The sequence below is a fragment of the Streptomyces sclerotialus genome (assembly GCF_040907265.1).
GTDB lineage: Bacteria > Actinomycetota > Actinomycetes > Streptomycetales > Streptomycetaceae > Streptomyces > Streptomyces sclerotialus.
Map to the genome: position 1 here is coordinate 1,181,462 of NZ_JBFOHP010000002.1, position 13,756 is coordinate 1,195,217.

Here is a 13,756-nt window from a genome sequence, read left to right on the forward strand (position 1 = left end):
CGTGGGTGGGGTGGCAGGCATCAGGATTCCGGAGCGGTGGCGAGGGGCCGGGCAAGTGGCAGCAGCCCGGTCCCGGGATGACAGTTGGTGTACTCGGCGTGCACGGCGCCGGACGGCAGGACGCACACCTCGTGCCAGAACGCGACATCCAGCGGGGCCGTGATGTCGGCAGCGACGGTGAAGAAGGACCGGTAGATGTCCAGGTGGCTCTTGTGCGAATGCGTCCAGGTCAGCAGGTGGTCCAACGACGCGAACCAGGCCAGCGTGCAGGACCGGTCCAGCGCGCGGCCGTCCTCGTCCGTCTCGTCGATCTCCCGGACGCACAAGCACCCGGTCGCCGCGTGGTGTTGGGCGAGGTAGGCCACACCCTTCCGTTTGACCGGATGGACGTCACGCAAGTACCGGTCGCGGAAAGCAGTGCTGCGCGACCAGTCCTGAGCGGTACGGATCAGGCACAACTCGCCCTGCACGGTGACATGCACCGAGTTCCCGCGCACATGCCGGACCGCTCGCGGCGCTTCACCACTGGGTGTGCCCTTGATGCGGTCGCGTGCGGCTCCCCAGTAGTCGTGCTGGGCCGTCAGGTGCTGCGGGAGCACTTGTGCCAGTCCGCCGGTGGGCAGGTCGGCCTGCTGATGGGTGTGCAGGGTTTCGACGGAGTCCGTGGGGACCAGGCTCTCCTCCCACCAGGTTCCTGCCGACGGCACGGCTCCGGGGCGGCGGCCTTCGGCGACCCATGCGCGGTGGCGCGCGGGGTCGAGCCAGTACGCGAACCACACGGTGTTCGCCAGGCCTGTCGCATCGGTGAACGTTCCCCGGTCCAGGACGTCCGGCCGGTGCCTTCCGGTGAAGGCCCTGCTGAGCACACGAGCGGCGTCATCACAGGTTCGCGGGTCCCCGGCCTGCACCCCGTACTGCCCCATCAGATAGGCGGTGCACTTCTCCGGGAACTGCGCCGTACAGGCAGGGAAGCGGGGCGCTGTGCGACGTCCGGTTGCAGACATGTGAAGCCCTCCGGTGGTCGTCCCGGCTGTCACCGGGAGAGTTCCGATGCGGGCCGGAAGGACAGATCGGCGACGCGTAGGACGTCCGGGACGAGCCGCGCCCAGCGGGTCCCCCGCTCCGCCTGCCCGTGGCTCATCGTGAACCGCGCGTCCCACTGTTCGACGTTCCTGCCGAGATAGCGGCGCAGCTTACGGAGGCCCCTCGTGGTATCGAAATCGGTGAGGCTGCCACGTCCGTACGCCGTGACTTGCTGCACCGTGCCGGTGTCCTGCTCACAGATGTCCACGACCAGTGAGAACCGCGGATCGGCGGCCAGGCGCCTCCCGAGCCGGGCCCAACTGCCAGTGATCACCCAGAAGGCGTCCTGCTCCCACAGGTACCACACCGGCTGTAACACCGGGCTGAGCGGGCCGGAACCGAAGGTCGCCAGCCGGGCGACGAGCGGCCGGGCCAGGAAGGCGGCCACGTCGAAGGGGGCCGTGGGCAACGTCCCGAAGCCGGTGGGAGTACGGTGCAGCGTCAGCACGGCACACGCTCCGGCTCTGTCACGGGCCCGGCGACGCAACGACTCATGCCCGTGACTCCTCCGCGGGCGAGGCGGCGTCGTAGACGCAACGGAAGCCCACTTCGTTGTGGCGGTCGGTGAGCAGGTCCTTGCCCCGGTAGTACGTTGTCAGACAGACCGGCGGCGAGGTCCATGTGCCGCCGCGCAGCACATGGAAGGCTTCGGGCCGGTTCATGAACTCCTTGCTGCGGCGTCCCTTGAACAGTGGCTGCATGTCCTGCCGGCTGAAGAAGTTGGTTCGGGTGATCTCCCAGACATTGCCGGCCATCTGCAGCGCACCGTACGGGCTCGCGCCGTCGGGCAGGGCATCTGCCGGCAGCACCGGTCGCGGTGGCCAGGTGAGGGACGTGCGCACCAGCAGCCGCTCCAGGTCCGCGAGATCCCGTAGCTCTTCGACCTCGTACGCGGACAGTACGCACTGGGCGCGGGCCGGGTCCCAGTCGTTTCCCCAGGGGTACCGACAGCCCTCACTTCCCCTGGCCGCCTTCTCCCATTCGTCCTCGGAAGGCAACCGCCCGCCGGCCCACTTGGCGAACGCCCAGGCGTCGTACCAGTCGATACCCACGACGGGCAGGGACGGACCGTTGAACCGGCGGTCCCGCCAGTGCGCGGGGGTGTGGTCCTTGCCTTCGGGTTCGTCCGGGTGCGCGAAGCGGGTGGAGCCGGCGGCCTCGGCGAGGAAGCGGGCATAACGTTCGTTGGTCACCGCGGTGCGGTCGATCCAGAACGCCGGCAGTTCGACCACGCGTGGCGGATTGTCCGTGTCGTCCATGCGGAACGGGCCGATCTCGGTGGCCCGGGAACCCGCCATGAAGGGCCCGCCGGGCACCAGGACCGCGTCGGACAGATCAGGGGTGCGGCGTGTCGCCTCAATCTGGTCGCGCAGGTACTGGAAGTGGCGGTCCTCCAGGACGCGCAGTTCCTCCGGGTCCGTGGTTCCGAAGAACCGCCACAGCGCTGCCTTGGTGAACGCGGCCCCGCAGCCCACCGGTTTGCGTGCGCGGTCCGGCCGGCTGAAGTTGCTCGGCCATCCCGAGATGCGGATCAGATGCTCAGGGGCTTCGGGCAGCCGGTGCTCACCTGCGACTTTGATCGCGGTGAAGGCGACCCAGTCCACGTCGTCATGGGTGGCCTCGCAGATCGCTCGCCGCGCCTCGGCGGCGTGGGTGAAGCGGGCGCCCAGGGTTTCGACGCAGAGCCGCCGTACGTTCCAGTCGGCGTGCTCCGCGGCCCACCGGCACAGCCTGATGAGGGTGTCCTGTGTGGCGGGCAATGCAGCGAGCTCGTCCCCCAGCTTCCGTACCTGCTCGTGGTACGCATCGTCGTCCAGCCCCCGAAGGGTGTCCTCGTCCGCCAGGTCGTCCACCACGTATGAGCCCCTTTTTCGCCGTCCGGTTCCTGTCAGCCGAATCCTTGCGACCGCTGAGCCACGCTTGCTGTCTCCAGCCACAGGTGCGCGGGCTCCATCGGGCGGAGCCGGCGCACGCTGCGGCCGCAATTGCTACTGCGGCGCACATTCGGGGGTTACCACTTCGTGGCACCCTCACCCGCCTCGCGAGAAGCGAGGAAATCCTCAGCGGTCATAGCACTTTCACCTCCCCCAAATAGTTCCCGCCAGGGAATCCGCCCTTTCAGTACGGGCGGTTCTTCGGATCCGGATAGGCCGCCCGGAACAGCTTGCCGGTAATTCGGCGCTGTTCGTGGTAGACGGACTGGAGCTCGTCGACAACCTCACGCGGGACATCCAGGAGTTGCGCGATGTCGTATATCTTCGCGAGCTCACGCGGGTGGAGTACACCGTCAGCCGAACACGCCCGGATGGCGTCGAAGATCAGCGCTCGTGACGAAGCGCGCACGGCAGGATCGCGGGTGACCAGGTCCTGAACCTCTTCAGTGGCCGGGTAGTTCCGCAGCTGATCGACGAGGCCGGGCTCGGCGCCCATGCCTGCCACCATGCCCAGAACGTAGTTGCGTTCCTCGTCGGCGAGTTCGCCGTCCGCGTTGCAAGCGGCCAGCAACGCCTTGGCGTAAATCTCGACGTTGGCCGGCGTCGGAACCTTCTCGAAACCCCAGAGCTCGCGGAACAGGTATTCCTTCCGGAGCTCGTCGTTCGACTTTGTCGTAACTGGCACGTCGCACCTCCTGAGAGTCGGATTCAGGAACGACGTTGGCGACCGTAGCAGGGGGTTTCACCGAGAGATAGAGGGGCTTTCATCGGCCCGCCATTAATTCAGCCATGATCCGGCCCGGCATTTTTTTGGAATTCCGAAAGTATGTCCGAGGCCGAAAACCCGCCTTTGCGGTGCAGCGTGGCCGGGCTCCGCTGCATGCTGAATTCGGCACTCCAGCTTTCGTTGCCACGCCTGTAGCACCGGAACCGGGCCCGCACCTCATGGCGCCAGGGCCGCTCCGCCCATTCCCAGCCGTTCTCCTGGACGCAGGCGGAGCCGACGTGCTGCTGACGGTGCAGCTCGTACGGCGCACGTGCCCCTGACCACATGGCTGGGACGGTGGGCCCGAGGGCCACCTGTCGGCGGTACGCCCCCTGGCCCCGGACCGTCCCCCCTACCATGCGCCCATGACATCCGCTGAAACACGGACAGACAACCGTGCAGCACCGTTACCCGAGCAAGTCGGGGCCACCTACGACAAGTTCGGCCCGCTGTTCAGCCTGATCCTCGGTGATTCCGCCATCCATGTCGGGAGCTGGGCCGACCCTGCCGACCACGGCGAACGCACATCGGCGACCAGCCTCCCCGAGTTGGCGAACCAGGCCATGACCCGGCAGACCGACCGCTACATCGGCCTCCTCCGCCCGCGGGCCGGCCAACGGGTACTGGACATCGGCTGTGGCACCGGCGGTCCGGCTGTACGACTGGCCCGGAGCAGCGGCGCACAGGTCACCGGCATCACTGTCAGTGGTTGCCAGGCCACCACAGCCACCGAACTGGCCCTCAGCACCGGCCTGCACGGCCAGGTGTCGTTCGACCACGGCGACGCCATGCAGCTCCCCTATTCCGCCGACTCGTTCGACGCGGCGTTGGCCATCGACTCCCTGTGCCATATGAACGACCGGCCGCGGGCGTTGCGTGAGGCCTACCGGGTACTGCGCCCCGGCGGGCTCCTGCTGCTCACGGAGTTCACCGCATCCGGTTCGCCGAGTCGGGAACAACTGGACACCTACCACGCGGTCTGGGCCACCGGTCCGCTGCTGTCACCGGGCGAAGTACTGGAGATGGCCGAGCAGGTGGGCTTCATCGCGGAACGGATGGAGAACGACACGCACAACGCGTCGATGACAGGCGAGCTGATGCGCCTGCTGTACCACGACCGTCACGACGCGGTTCTGTCCCACTTCGGCCAGGAAACCACAGCGCAGATCGATGCTCTCATGCCGGCCCTGTGCGCCTTCACCCACGATCACCTCGGCCACTACATCTTCTTGCTGAGCAAACCGAGGGCGAGCAGGAGCACACCGCCCGGCTCATCGAACGGTGCCGGGAGTCTCTGAACACCGATGCGTCATGCGGCCGGTGAAGCTGCGGGAGCGGTGGGCGGCGTGCATGCCCAACGCCCGCCGTCGCGCAGGAGACCCGGAGGACGTTGCCTCGGCGGCGGGCGGTCGCACCGGTTCACGACGGCACCGTTCGAGCAGCGGCGCGGAACAGCCCGGTGACTGCTCAAGGCCGGCAGCTGCAGCTGGGCTACGGCGGGAAAGGCGAGCGCGATGCCCGCGATCCCGCCGGTGAGGGGCTTGAGGGTCGTCAGGCAGTAAGTTGAGCGGATGACTACTGTGCCTGTCCTCCTGCTGCTGTCCGGAAGCCTCAGACGCGGTTCGGTCAACGAGTCTGTGCTGCGCACCGCCCAGGACGTGGCTCCCGCGCAGGTGCGTACCGTCCTGTACGAGGGGCTGGCGGCGCTTCCGCACTTCAACCCCGATGACGACACCGATCCGCTGCCGGCTCCTGTGGCCGAGCTGCGCGCGGCGATCCGCGACGCCACCGCGGTGCTGATCTGCGCCCCGGAGTACGCGGGCACCCTGCCGGGTTCGTTCAAGAACTTGCTCGACTGGACGATCGGCGGCACCGAGACCAGTGACAAGCCCGTGGCCTGGATCAATGCGGCTGCCCCCGGGCGCGGCCAGGGTGCGGAGGCGACCTTGCGCACGGTGCTCGGTCATACCGACGCCGACATCGTGGAATCGGCGTGCGCGAAGATCCCCGTGCACCACGGGATGGTCGGCGCAGACGGACTCATCACTGATCCGGGAGTACGCGAGCAGCTCAGTAAGGTACTCCGGCTCCTGGCGGAGTCCTGCGGACGAGCTGCACCAACCGGCCAGGCATAAGGTCGGTTTCCTTGCTGGCGCGGCTCTGCCGCCGGGCTCGTTGAGACCGGCGCTCGGGAATCCTGTTGCACACGTACCGTGGGATCGTCTACCTCGTGTGAGGGATCCCCCGCCGCGTGAACGTGCGGGATCCTGGCTCCCGCGACCGCGCGGAGGTGCTTTGAGGCGCTGCTGAGGTTCTCCACCCACCCAACGGCCACCCCACGGCCGCTCCCCGGCAACGCCCCGCGCGGCCGTACCAGCCACCAGCGCCCGCCTCCCCTCGCTCACTCGGGAGGCGGGACGGTGGGTGCCCAGCCGCCGAGGAAGTCGGCCAGTAGGCACGGGTATCGGTCAGTAGGCACGGGAATCGGTCAGTAGACGCCGGTGCCGGCGTTCCTCGGCGAGCACGGCGGTGAGCACGGCGGGGAGCACGGCAGTGAGCACGGCGGTGAGCATCGATCACCGTCATCACCTAGTGCGCCGACGGCCGCCACCGAGTCGTCGACCGTAGTGCCGCAGGTAACGGCGGGCGGGAGCGGGTCCCCGCCCGCCCGCCGTGGCCTATCCGTCCACCTCGTACTGCCCCACCTCGCGGAAGTAGCGCAGGGTTTCCGGGGAGCCGTCGTCGAGGGCAGCGTTGACTGCGGCACGGAGGGCATCGCTGATGTTCGGATCCGCGAGCATGCGGACTATGTAGACGGCGTCGTCCTCGGCCTGGGCCAGCCGGTAGCCGGTCTCCAGCCAGGCCCGCAACTCCTCCGGAGAGTTGCTGTCGAGGAGCTTGTTGGCCTCCTCGATGACTCGCCTGTCCTTGTTCTGCGTTGCCACGTAGAGGATGCGGGCGATGGCGACCCGGTCGTCCTCGGCCTGGGCCAGCCGGTAGCCGGTCTTCAGGAAGGTGCGCATGTCGTCCACGGTGCCGTTGAGGGCCTCATTGGCCTCTCGGACGACCCCCTTGCCGCTGCCCTCGTCCGCCAGGATGGCGGCGATCGCGGCACGCAGTTCGTCCTCCGACATCTCGTCCACCGGTGTGTCGGACATGGTCGCCACGGTGCTGGTGACCGGGGCCGCCGAACCGTTGGCAAACGCCGGGGCGGTGAAGAGGAGTGTCGGGGCCAGGGCGGTGGCCACGACGAGCAGAGCGGCACGCGTGGGTCTCATGAATGTACGCCTCCGTGATCGGACTTCAGGTAAGCCGATGATCACCCATGTACGCCAGAAAAGCATGCGAAATCGGTTGGTCCGGAAAGGGCCGACGAACCTGCTCACCTCCACTCCACCTCCCGCGGGGGCTGAAGACGACCGCCTCGTGATCTGCCCCCGTCAGTTCGCCGCGCGCAGGCGGTCCAGCTCCTCCCCGAGCGCCTTGCGCAGCGGGTCGTGCTGCGGACCGAGTGCGAACTGCTTGTCGGTCCACCTGTCGCGGGGGTAGAGCCACACCGGCACACGCACCAAGTCGGCCGGCTCCCATTCGAACCGTGGCCATACGTGCGCATGCAAGAACCCGTCGGTGTTGCCCAGGATCTCCAGATTGACCCGCCGGAAGGCCGCATCCATGCGACGCGATGCTCGCTCGACGGCTTCTCCGAGTTGGTCCATGTCGGACAGGAAGGCCAGCCGCTTGTTCCCGGGTAAGTCCGACAACCTCTCCACCTTGGGATCATCCACCAGGAGCACCGAGTAGCCCGGCAGGAACTGCACATCGCCGATCACTGCGAACCCCGCGTCCAAGCGCCGCAGAACAGCGGGGTTCTCGCCTCGCAGAGCGCTCCCGATCCGATCCGTCCGCCAGTCGTCAACCATGGCCAGAAGCTACCCGGCCGCGATCACCTCCCTCTGGGAGACGGCTGCCTCTCTGATAGTGCGCTCTACTCGTTGCTCCGACATCCGCGCCGTCGTCCGGCACCACCCTGATGGCCGGGTCTACCGCGTCGGCCACGGCTGGACCTCGCCGTCCCACTTCGCGGCCCACCGCCGTTTCGGCCATGCCACGCTCGCGACGGGCCTCGTCCTGGCTGCCACGTGCGTCTGCGTCTGGCTCGCCCCTGGGCGCGGAACGGCCGCGGCCCTCGGCGGGTGTGCCGCCGTCGTCCTGGCGTTGCACTTCGCCCGCTGGCGGTGTGCCGGCATGTACCTGGCGCTGTTGGCGGGCTGCCTCACCGTGGCGGGTGTGGCCTGGGCGCTCGGCGGCCCGGCGTGGACGGCGGCGGCCGGCGTGTTCGCCTCCTTCTTCGCCGCTCAGCTGTACCTCGTCGCCGGCCTCCGCAAGCTGCGGTCACGGCACTTCATGAACGGCGGCGTCCTCCTCGACAACCTGGCCTACAACGCCTCCCAGGCCGCCGCAGGCAACCGCGACCTCCTGCCCTGGCTCTGGCGATCCTGCTGCACACCGGCTTCCTGCTGATCAGCCCACTGCGCATCGTGCCGTTCGTGACGGCCGCGACGGGCCTGGTCCTCCTCGCGGCCATCCACCCCCTCGTGACGGCACTCCTGTGACAACGCCTGACGGGCCGCGGACCCGGACCTGGCCCTGGCCTTGGTCCCGGATCCGGACCTGGCCCCGAATCTGGACCTGGCATCATCCCCGGCCCCGGCCCCGGCCCCGGGCGGACAGTCGCGCGCGGCCGATGTCGCAGAGGTGCGCGTCCGATGCCGAGAGGGCGGCCGGGGCATGGTTGCCTACTTCTGGCGAGCGATCGTGCGGCGAATGAGGTATGCGGCCACGCCGACAGCGAGTACGGCAGCTCCGGTCATCACGGAGGACGCCGGGAGGGCGAAGGCCAGGAGGAGGCAGCCGGCCAGGCCGGTGACGGAGATGATCCGTGCCGGACGGCCTTCGGCACGGGTGAGGGTGAACGCGGAAGCGTTGGCGACGGCGTAGTACGCCAGGACGCCGAAGGAGGAGAAACCGATCGTGCCACGCACGTCCGCGGTCGCGGCCACCAGGGCGACGACGGCGCCGACGAGCAGCTCGGCGCGGTGCGGGACCTTGAACTTCAGGTGCACGGCGGCCAGGACATGCGGCAGATGGCGGTCGCGGGCCATGGCCAAGGTGGTACGGGAGACACCGAGGACGAGGGCGAGCAGGGAGCCGAGGGCGGCGACCGCCGCGCCGATGCGTACGACGGGGACGAGCCAGTCGGCACCGGCCACTCGTGCGGCCTCCGTCAGCGGCGCCCCGGCTGCGGCCAGGCCGTCGGGACCGAGGAGCAGCAGGACGGAGACGGCGACGGCGGCATAGACGACAAGGGTGATGCCGAGCGCGATCGGAATGGCACGCGGGATGGTGTGCGCCGGGTCGCGGACTTCCTCACCGAGGGTGGCGATGCGCGCGTACCCGGCGAACGCGAAGAACAGCAGGCCCGCCGCCTGCAGTACGCCGCCGACAGTCGTATCCGCGCCGACGTCCAGGCGCGCCCCGTCCACCGTGCCGGCGGTGAGGGAGGCGACCACGACGGCGGCGAGGACCGCCAGGACGACGGCCACGATGACGCGGGTCAGCAGTGCGGACTTCTGAACACCGGCGTAGTTGACCGCGGTCAGCGCGACCACGGCGGCGACGGCGACCGCGTGGGCCTGGCCGGGCCAGACGTAGGAGCCGACGGTCAGGGCCATGGCCGCGCAGGAGGCGGTCTTGCCCACCACGAATGCCCAGCCGGCCAGGTACCCCCAGAATTCGCCCAGCCGCTTCCGTCCGTAGACATAGGTGCCGCCGGAGGCCGGGTAGAGGGCGGCGAGCCGCGCCGAGGAGGTGGCGTTGCAGTAGGCGACGACGGCGGCGCAGGCGAGGCCGATCAGCAGGCCGGAGCCGGCCGCGCGGGCGGCCGGGGCCAGGGAGGCGAAGATCCCGGCGCCGATCATCGACCCCAGTCCGATCAGCACCGCGTCCGGCACTCCGAGGCGCCGCTGGAGTTCGTCCGGCACCCCGGAGGAGGGCAAGGGCGTGCTGCTCAACTTCGTCACTCCTTGTCGGCGGTGGCCCGCAGCCATGTTCGTTCCACTGTCCGCGCGCACGATAAGCGATCAACCTGAACACCCGGAGGGTGCCGGTGAGCAGACGCCGGACACAAGACACACAACCACAGGACACAGAACCACAGGACATAGGTCATATTTCGGATAGCGGCGCTGCAACCCTGCCGGTTCCACCGCGCGCTGCCACCGCTCACGCCGCGCAATCACCCTGGACGGGGGATGCCGCCCCACCCGATCCGCTGCTGAATGAAGAGCAACGGAAGCGCAGCGGAGTGCAACGGAAGTGCAGCGGAAGTGCAGCGGAAGTGCAGCGGAGTGCAGCGCCTGCGGAGGGAGGCCGCGCGATGGCAGAGACCGGGCCCATCCAGCTGCTGGCGATCGCCTTCGGTCCGGATGCGACGTTCGAGGGACGGATCATCGAGGAGCTGAACGAACTCACGGCCGCCGGCCAGATACTCGTACTGGACCTGCTGGTCGTACGGAAGCAGGCCAGCGGTGATCTCGCCGCCGTCGGTTATCAGGCGGAAGGCATGGGCGACACGATCAGTGCGCTGCTCGGCCTGAGCCCGGGCAGCATGCGAGAAGCGGAGAAGGTGTTCCCCTCCCTGGCTCCCGGGCGTGCCTTCGGGCTCGCTGCGGACGACATCCGGCAGCTCGCAGCCGCTCTGGAGCCAGGCACCGCAGCAGGTTTCCTCCTCGTCGAACACCGGTGGGCGAGGAAGCTGAGACGAGCCGTCCGCGACCAGGGAGGCGTGCCTCTGGCAGAGGGTTTCCTCACCGAGGAAGCGCTCGCCCCCATAGCCGAAGCACTGCTCGCAGCCGCCGCGGCATTCGACGAAGAGACGGAAGAGGAAGAGGCAGAAACAGGGGCGGGGACAGGGGCAGGGACAGGGGCAGCAGGAAGGACCGCTGAAGAAGCCGCTGGTGAAACCGGGCAACGACGCGACGGGCCCAGCACGCAGGCCCGGTGACCGGCCCCGCAGTCCCACAGCACCACCGCCACCGGAACGGCCAGGGGTGCGCTGCGGGGGGGGGGACGCTGTCCGGCGTGCTCTTCCTGATGCCGGTCTTCGGCGCCGCGGCCGGTGCCGTCGGCTGCCCGGCTACACACGCTCCTCGGGCAGGGTCTGGGTGACGCGCCACAGGCGACGCGGCAGGTCGCCCTCCTCGAAGGCGTGTACCTCGTCGAGTGACCAGCCGTCGGCGAGGGCGTCGACCAAGGGGCGGTCGAAGAAGTGCACAGCGAAGCCGCCGTTTTCGAAGATGCCGTCGCCGTGCGAGGTACCGGCGCCGTAGTGGGCGTCTCCGGCGTGCCGCACGGTGTAGACGAGGACCCCGCCCGGCCGCAGTACGCGGCGTACCTCACCCACCAGCGCGTGGATCTCCTTCGTGGACAGGGCCATGCACAGCAACATGTGCGCGAACACCCCGTCCACCGAGGCGTCCGGCAGCGGCAGCGGGTCGCGGACATCGTGCACCGTGGTCGTCACGCGGCCGTCGACGCCCTGCCGCACAGCGGCGGCACGCAGCTGCTCCAGGCCGGTGGCGGAGAAGTCGGTGGCCTGGACGGTGAACCCTTGGCGGGCGAAGTACAGGGCGTCGCGTCCGTGGCCGGCACCCAGTTCGAGGACATCGCGAGCCCCGGTCGCGCGATATACGGCGGCGGCGTGCGTCGCCGGGGCCGACGGCTCCTCGCCGTACATCCCCGGATGGGCGGTGTAGGTGCTCTGCCAGTGCGCCCGCTGCGCCTCGACCAGCTCCTGCCCGGGGCCTTGCCCGAGGTCCTGCCCGGGGCCTTGCCCGAGATCCTGCCCGGGGCCTTGCCCGAGGTTCTGCCCGTCGTCGCTCACGTTCCCGTCCTCTCCGGTTCGTGCCGAGGTCGAGCGTATGACCCGCCGCCCCGCTCCCCCATGATCCACGGCGGGCGAGTACCTGCCGCGGCAAGCAGGCGGTCCAGCGCGCGGCCGAGACGCTCGTCGGCCGGCTCGTAGCGGGTCCGGCGCGTCCGGCGCCCGTCCGTCACGGTCACCACCGGTCAGCAGCGGTATCCGTCACCATCGAGGCCGACGGGTGCGGCTGCCCTCCTCGGCGCTCCTGCTCCTGCTCCTGCTCCTTTTCCTCGTGAACGTCCCGTTGCCGAGCGATTTTGGCAGGTGGGGCAGCGCTCACCCCGCTTCAGGAGGACGGATAGCCTGGGCGCGTCAGTGAAGATCACAGAAGGGCGGAGCACATGGCAGACATCGTGGAGACGGCGGCGCGGAAGGTCTTCGACCGCTACGACGTCGACGGGGACGGCCTGGTCACCGCGGACGAATACCGCAAGGTCGTGTCGGAGCTGGGTTCGCAGGTAACCGAGTCGGAGGCGCAGGGGCTGATCGACTCGGTCGACAACAACGGTGATCGCCAGATGTCCTTCGAGGAGTTCTGGGCAGCCTTGAATGGCTGACACCGCCGGGTCCGGCACGTGAGCGTGCCGGACCCGACCCGTCATCTTCGGATGCCGCAGGAGTTCCCCAGGGCTGTCCGGCGGACAGTTCCTAGCGGCGCAGCGCTTCCGCGCCTGCATACTGGGCGCTGTCGCCCAGCTGTTCCTCGATGCGGATGAGTTGGTTGTACTTGGCCGTGCGGTCGGAGCGGGACAGCGAGCCGGTCTTGATCTGGCCGCAGCCCGTGGCCACCGCCAGGTCCGCGATCGTCGTGTCCTCCGTCTCCCCCGAGCGGTGGGACATGACGACGGTGTAGCCCGCCCGGTGGGCAGCGTTGACGGTGGCCAGGGCCTCCGTCAGGGTGCCGATCTGATTGACCTTCACCAGTACCGAGTTGGCGACGCCGGAGCCGATGCCCTCGCGCAGGAGGGTCTCGTTCGTGCAGAACACGTCGTCACCGGTGAGCTGGCAGCGCGCACCGACCCGTGTGGTCAGGTCCCGCCACCCCTCCAGATCGTCCTCGGCCATCGGGTCCTCGATCGACACGATGGGGTAGGCGTCGATCAACTTGACCAGGTAGTCGGCGTTTTCGCCGGGGGTACGCCGCACTCCTTCCCCGGTGTAGTCGTAGCCGCCGTCGCGGAAGAACTCCGACGACGCCGGATCCATGACCAGGCCGATGTCCGTGCCCGGCCGGTAACCCGTGCGCTCGACGGCGGCGACCACGAAGTCGAGGGCCTCCTCGGCGGTGCGCAGGTCGGGTGCGAAACCGCCCTCGTCACCCACGCCCGTGGAGTGCCCGGCGGCGAGGAGGTCGCGGCGCAGGGTGTGGAAGATCTCGGACCCCATCCGCACGGCCTCGGCGAAGGTCTTCGCGCCGATCGGGGCGATCATGAACTCCTGGAAGTCCAGGGGATTGTCGGCGTGCGCACCCCCGTTGACGATGTTCATCATCGGTACGGGCAGCAGCCGGGCGTCGGAGCCGCCGAGGTAGCGGTAAAGCGGGAGGCGATGGGCGGCGGCTGCGGCCTTGGCGGTGGCCAGGGAGACCCCGAGGATCGCGTTGGCGCCGAGCCTGGACTTGGTGGGGGTGCCGTCCACGGCGATGAGGGCGGCGTCGAGGCCGGCCTGATCCTCGGCCTCGCGGCCGTTGACGGCGGCCGCGAGTTCCGTGTTGACGTGGCGTACCGCGGCGTCGACGCCCTTGCCGTGCCAGCGGGCCGGGTCGCCGTCGCGGAGTTCGACGGCCTCGCGGGCGCCGGTCGAAGCGCCGGAGGGGACCGCGGCCCGGCCGATGGATCCGTCCGCCAGTTCCACGTCCACTTCGACGGTGGGGTTGCCCCTGCTGTCGAGGACGCAGCGGCCGGTGACGGAGGTGATGGCGGTCATGGGAGTCCTTCCCGTTGTCGCATGCATGCCGGGGCCCGGCTGCGGCGACGGTGGCGCTGGACCCGG

General features: G+C 69.2%; 14 protein-coding genes and 1 pseudogene. 5 read left to right on the forward strand and 10 right to left on the reverse strand.

The window, feature by feature from the left end; all coding sequences use genetic code 11:
- Positions 1–20: 20 nt before the first annotated feature.
- The 4 genes from AAC944_RS05330 to AAC944_RS05345 form a co-directional block, all read right to left on the reverse strand.
- Positions 21–1,004 (reverse strand): phenylacetaldoxime dehydratase family protein, encoded by a 984-nt coding sequence (locus AAC944_RS05330; RefSeq protein WP_030611396.1) that lies wholly within the window; start codon positions 1,002–1,004, stop codon positions 21–23.
- A gap of 29 nt (positions 1,005–1,033) precedes the next feature.
- The gene (locus AAC944_RS05335) at positions 1,034–1,531 is read right to left on the reverse strand and encodes a pyridoxamine 5'-phosphate oxidase family protein (protein ID WP_368396896.1); all 498 of its coding nucleotides are present in this window, start codon (positions 1,529–1,531) and stop codon (positions 1,034–1,036) included.
- Positions 1,532–1,574: 43 nt separating this feature from the next.
- The gene (locus tag AAC944_RS05340; protein WP_030611390.1) at positions 1,575–2,939 is read right to left on the reverse strand and encodes an SUMF1/EgtB/PvdO family nonheme iron enzyme; all 1,365 of its coding nucleotides are present in this window, start codon (positions 2,937–2,939) and stop codon (positions 1,575–1,577) included.
- 262 nt (positions 2,940–3,201) lie between these two features.
- Positions 3,202–3,702, reverse strand: coding sequence for a tellurite resistance TerB family protein (locus AAC944_RS05345; RefSeq protein WP_051871551.1), 501 nt, complete (start codon positions 3,700–3,702; stop codon positions 3,202–3,204).
- A gap of 446 nt (positions 3,703–4,148) precedes the next feature.
- Between AAC944_RS05345 and AAC944_RS05350 the strand changes: the two genes are divergently transcribed.
- Together AAC944_RS05350 and AAC944_RS05355 are read left to right on the forward strand one after the other, a co-directional pair.
- Positions 4,149–5,081: a class I SAM-dependent methyltransferase gene (locus AAC944_RS05350; protein ID WP_063759899.1), complete on the forward strand. Its 933-nt coding sequence runs from the start codon at positions 4,149–4,151 to the stop codon at positions 5,079–5,081.
- 273 nt (positions 5,082–5,354) lie between these two features.
- Entirely contained in the window at positions 5,355–5,918 is a 564-nt protein-coding gene (locus AAC944_RS05355; protein ID WP_030611381.1) for an NADPH-dependent FMN reductase, read from the forward strand.
- A 543-nt stretch (positions 5,919–6,461) separates the two neighbouring features.
- Here the strand turns inward: AAC944_RS05355 and AAC944_RS05360 are convergent.
- Together AAC944_RS05360 and AAC944_RS05365 are read right to left on the reverse strand one after the other, a co-directional pair.
- Positions 6,462–7,061: an ALF repeat-containing protein gene (locus AAC944_RS05360; RefSeq protein WP_030611379.1), complete on the reverse strand. Its 600-nt coding sequence runs from the start codon at positions 7,059–7,061 to the stop codon at positions 6,462–6,464.
- 162 nt (positions 7,062–7,223) lie between these two features.
- Positions 7,224–7,703, reverse strand: coding sequence for an HIT family protein (locus AAC944_RS05365; protein WP_030611376.1), 480 nt, complete (start codon positions 7,701–7,703; stop codon positions 7,224–7,226).
- Between AAC944_RS05365 and AAC944_RS05370 the strand changes: the two genes are divergently transcribed.
- A complete protein-coding gene (locus AAC944_RS05370) occupies positions 7,702–8,304 on the forward strand; it encodes a hypothetical protein (RefSeq protein ID WP_196942875.1) in 603 nt (200 codons plus the stop codon). The genes AAC944_RS05365 and AAC944_RS05370 overlap by 2 nt on opposite strands.
- A 275-nt stretch (positions 8,305–8,579) precedes the next feature.
- Here AAC944_RS05370 and AAC944_RS05375 read toward each other — a convergent pair whose 3' ends face one another.
- Positions 8,580–9,854 carry an APC family permease gene (locus AAC944_RS05375; RefSeq protein ID WP_030611369.1) on the reverse strand — a complete coding sequence of 425 codons (1,275 nt, stop codon included), beginning with the start codon at positions 9,852–9,854 and terminating at the stop codon, positions 8,580–8,582.
- 365 nt (positions 9,855–10,219) lie between these two features.
- Here AAC944_RS05375 and AAC944_RS05380 point away from each other — a divergent pair, with 365 nt between their 5' ends.
- The gene (locus AAC944_RS05380; RefSeq protein WP_368396898.1) at positions 10,220–10,846 is read left to right on the forward strand and encodes a DUF1269 domain-containing protein; all 627 of its coding nucleotides are present in this window, start codon (positions 10,220–10,222) and stop codon (positions 10,844–10,846) included.
- Between the two features lie 132 nt (positions 10,847–10,978).
- On the opposite strand, the gene AAC944_RS05385 is transcribed toward AAC944_RS05380, so the two are convergent.
- On the reverse strand, positions 10,979–11,725 hold the full coding sequence (locus AAC944_RS05385; protein WP_438272782.1) for a class I SAM-dependent methyltransferase: 747 nt from the start codon (positions 11,723–11,725) through the stop codon (positions 10,979–10,981).
- A pseudogene (locus tag AAC944_RS05390) lies at positions 11,722–11,907 on the reverse strand (hypothetical protein); the annotation flags it as partial. The gene AAC944_RS05385 and the pseudogene AAC944_RS05390, both read right to left, overlap by 4 nt.
- 198 nt (positions 11,908–12,105) lie before the next feature.
- Between AAC944_RS05390 and AAC944_RS05395 the strand changes: the two are divergent.
- Entirely contained in the window at positions 12,106–12,321 is a 216-nt protein-coding gene (locus tag AAC944_RS05395) for an EF-hand domain-containing protein (RefSeq protein WP_030611360.1), read from the forward strand.
- 91 nt (positions 12,322–12,412) lie between these two features.
- On the opposite strand, the gene eno is transcribed toward AAC944_RS05395, so the two are convergent.
- Entirely contained in the window at positions 12,413–13,690 is a 1,278-nt protein-coding gene (eno, locus tag AAC944_RS05400) for a phosphopyruvate hydratase (RefSeq protein WP_030611358.1), read from the reverse strand.
- Between the last annotated feature and the right edge of the window lie 66 nt (positions 13,691–13,756).

Excerpts from the sequence above, each read along its gene's own strand:
- AAC944_RS05330 (WP_030611396.1), bottom strand. The coding sequence starts at position 1,004 with ATGTCTGCAACCGGACGTCGCACAGCGCCCCGCTTCCCTGCCTGTACG.
- AAC944_RS05350 (WP_063759899.1), top strand. The coding sequence starts at position 4,149 with ATGACATCCGCTGAAACACGGACAGACAACCGTGCAGCACCGTTACCC.
- AAC944_RS05355 (WP_030611381.1), top strand. The coding sequence starts at position 5,355 with ATGACTACTGTGCCTGTCCTCCTGCTGCTGTCCGGAAGCCTCAGACGC.
- AAC944_RS05360 (WP_030611379.1), bottom strand. The coding sequence starts at position 7,061 with ATGAGACCCACGCGTGCCGCTCTGCTCGTCGTGGCCACCGCCCTGGCC.
- AAC944_RS05370 (WP_196942875.1), top strand. The coding sequence starts at position 7,702 with ATGGCCAGAAGCTACCCGGCCGCGATCACCTCCCTCTGGGAGACGGCT.
- AAC944_RS05365 (WP_030611376.1), bottom strand. The coding sequence starts at position 7,703 with ATGGTTGACGACTGGCGGACGGATCGGATCGGGAGCGCTCTGCGAGGC.
- AAC944_RS05380 (WP_368396898.1), top strand. The coding sequence starts at position 10,220 with ATGGCAGAGACCGGGCCCATCCAGCTGCTGGCGATCGCCTTCGGTCCG.
- AAC944_RS05395 (WP_030611360.1), top strand. The coding sequence starts at position 12,106 with ATGGCAGACATCGTGGAGACGGCGGCGCGGAAGGTCTTCGACCGCTAC.
- eno (WP_030611358.1), bottom strand. The coding sequence starts at position 13,690 with ATGACCGCCATCACCTCCGTCACCGGCCGCTGCGTCCTCGACAGCAGG.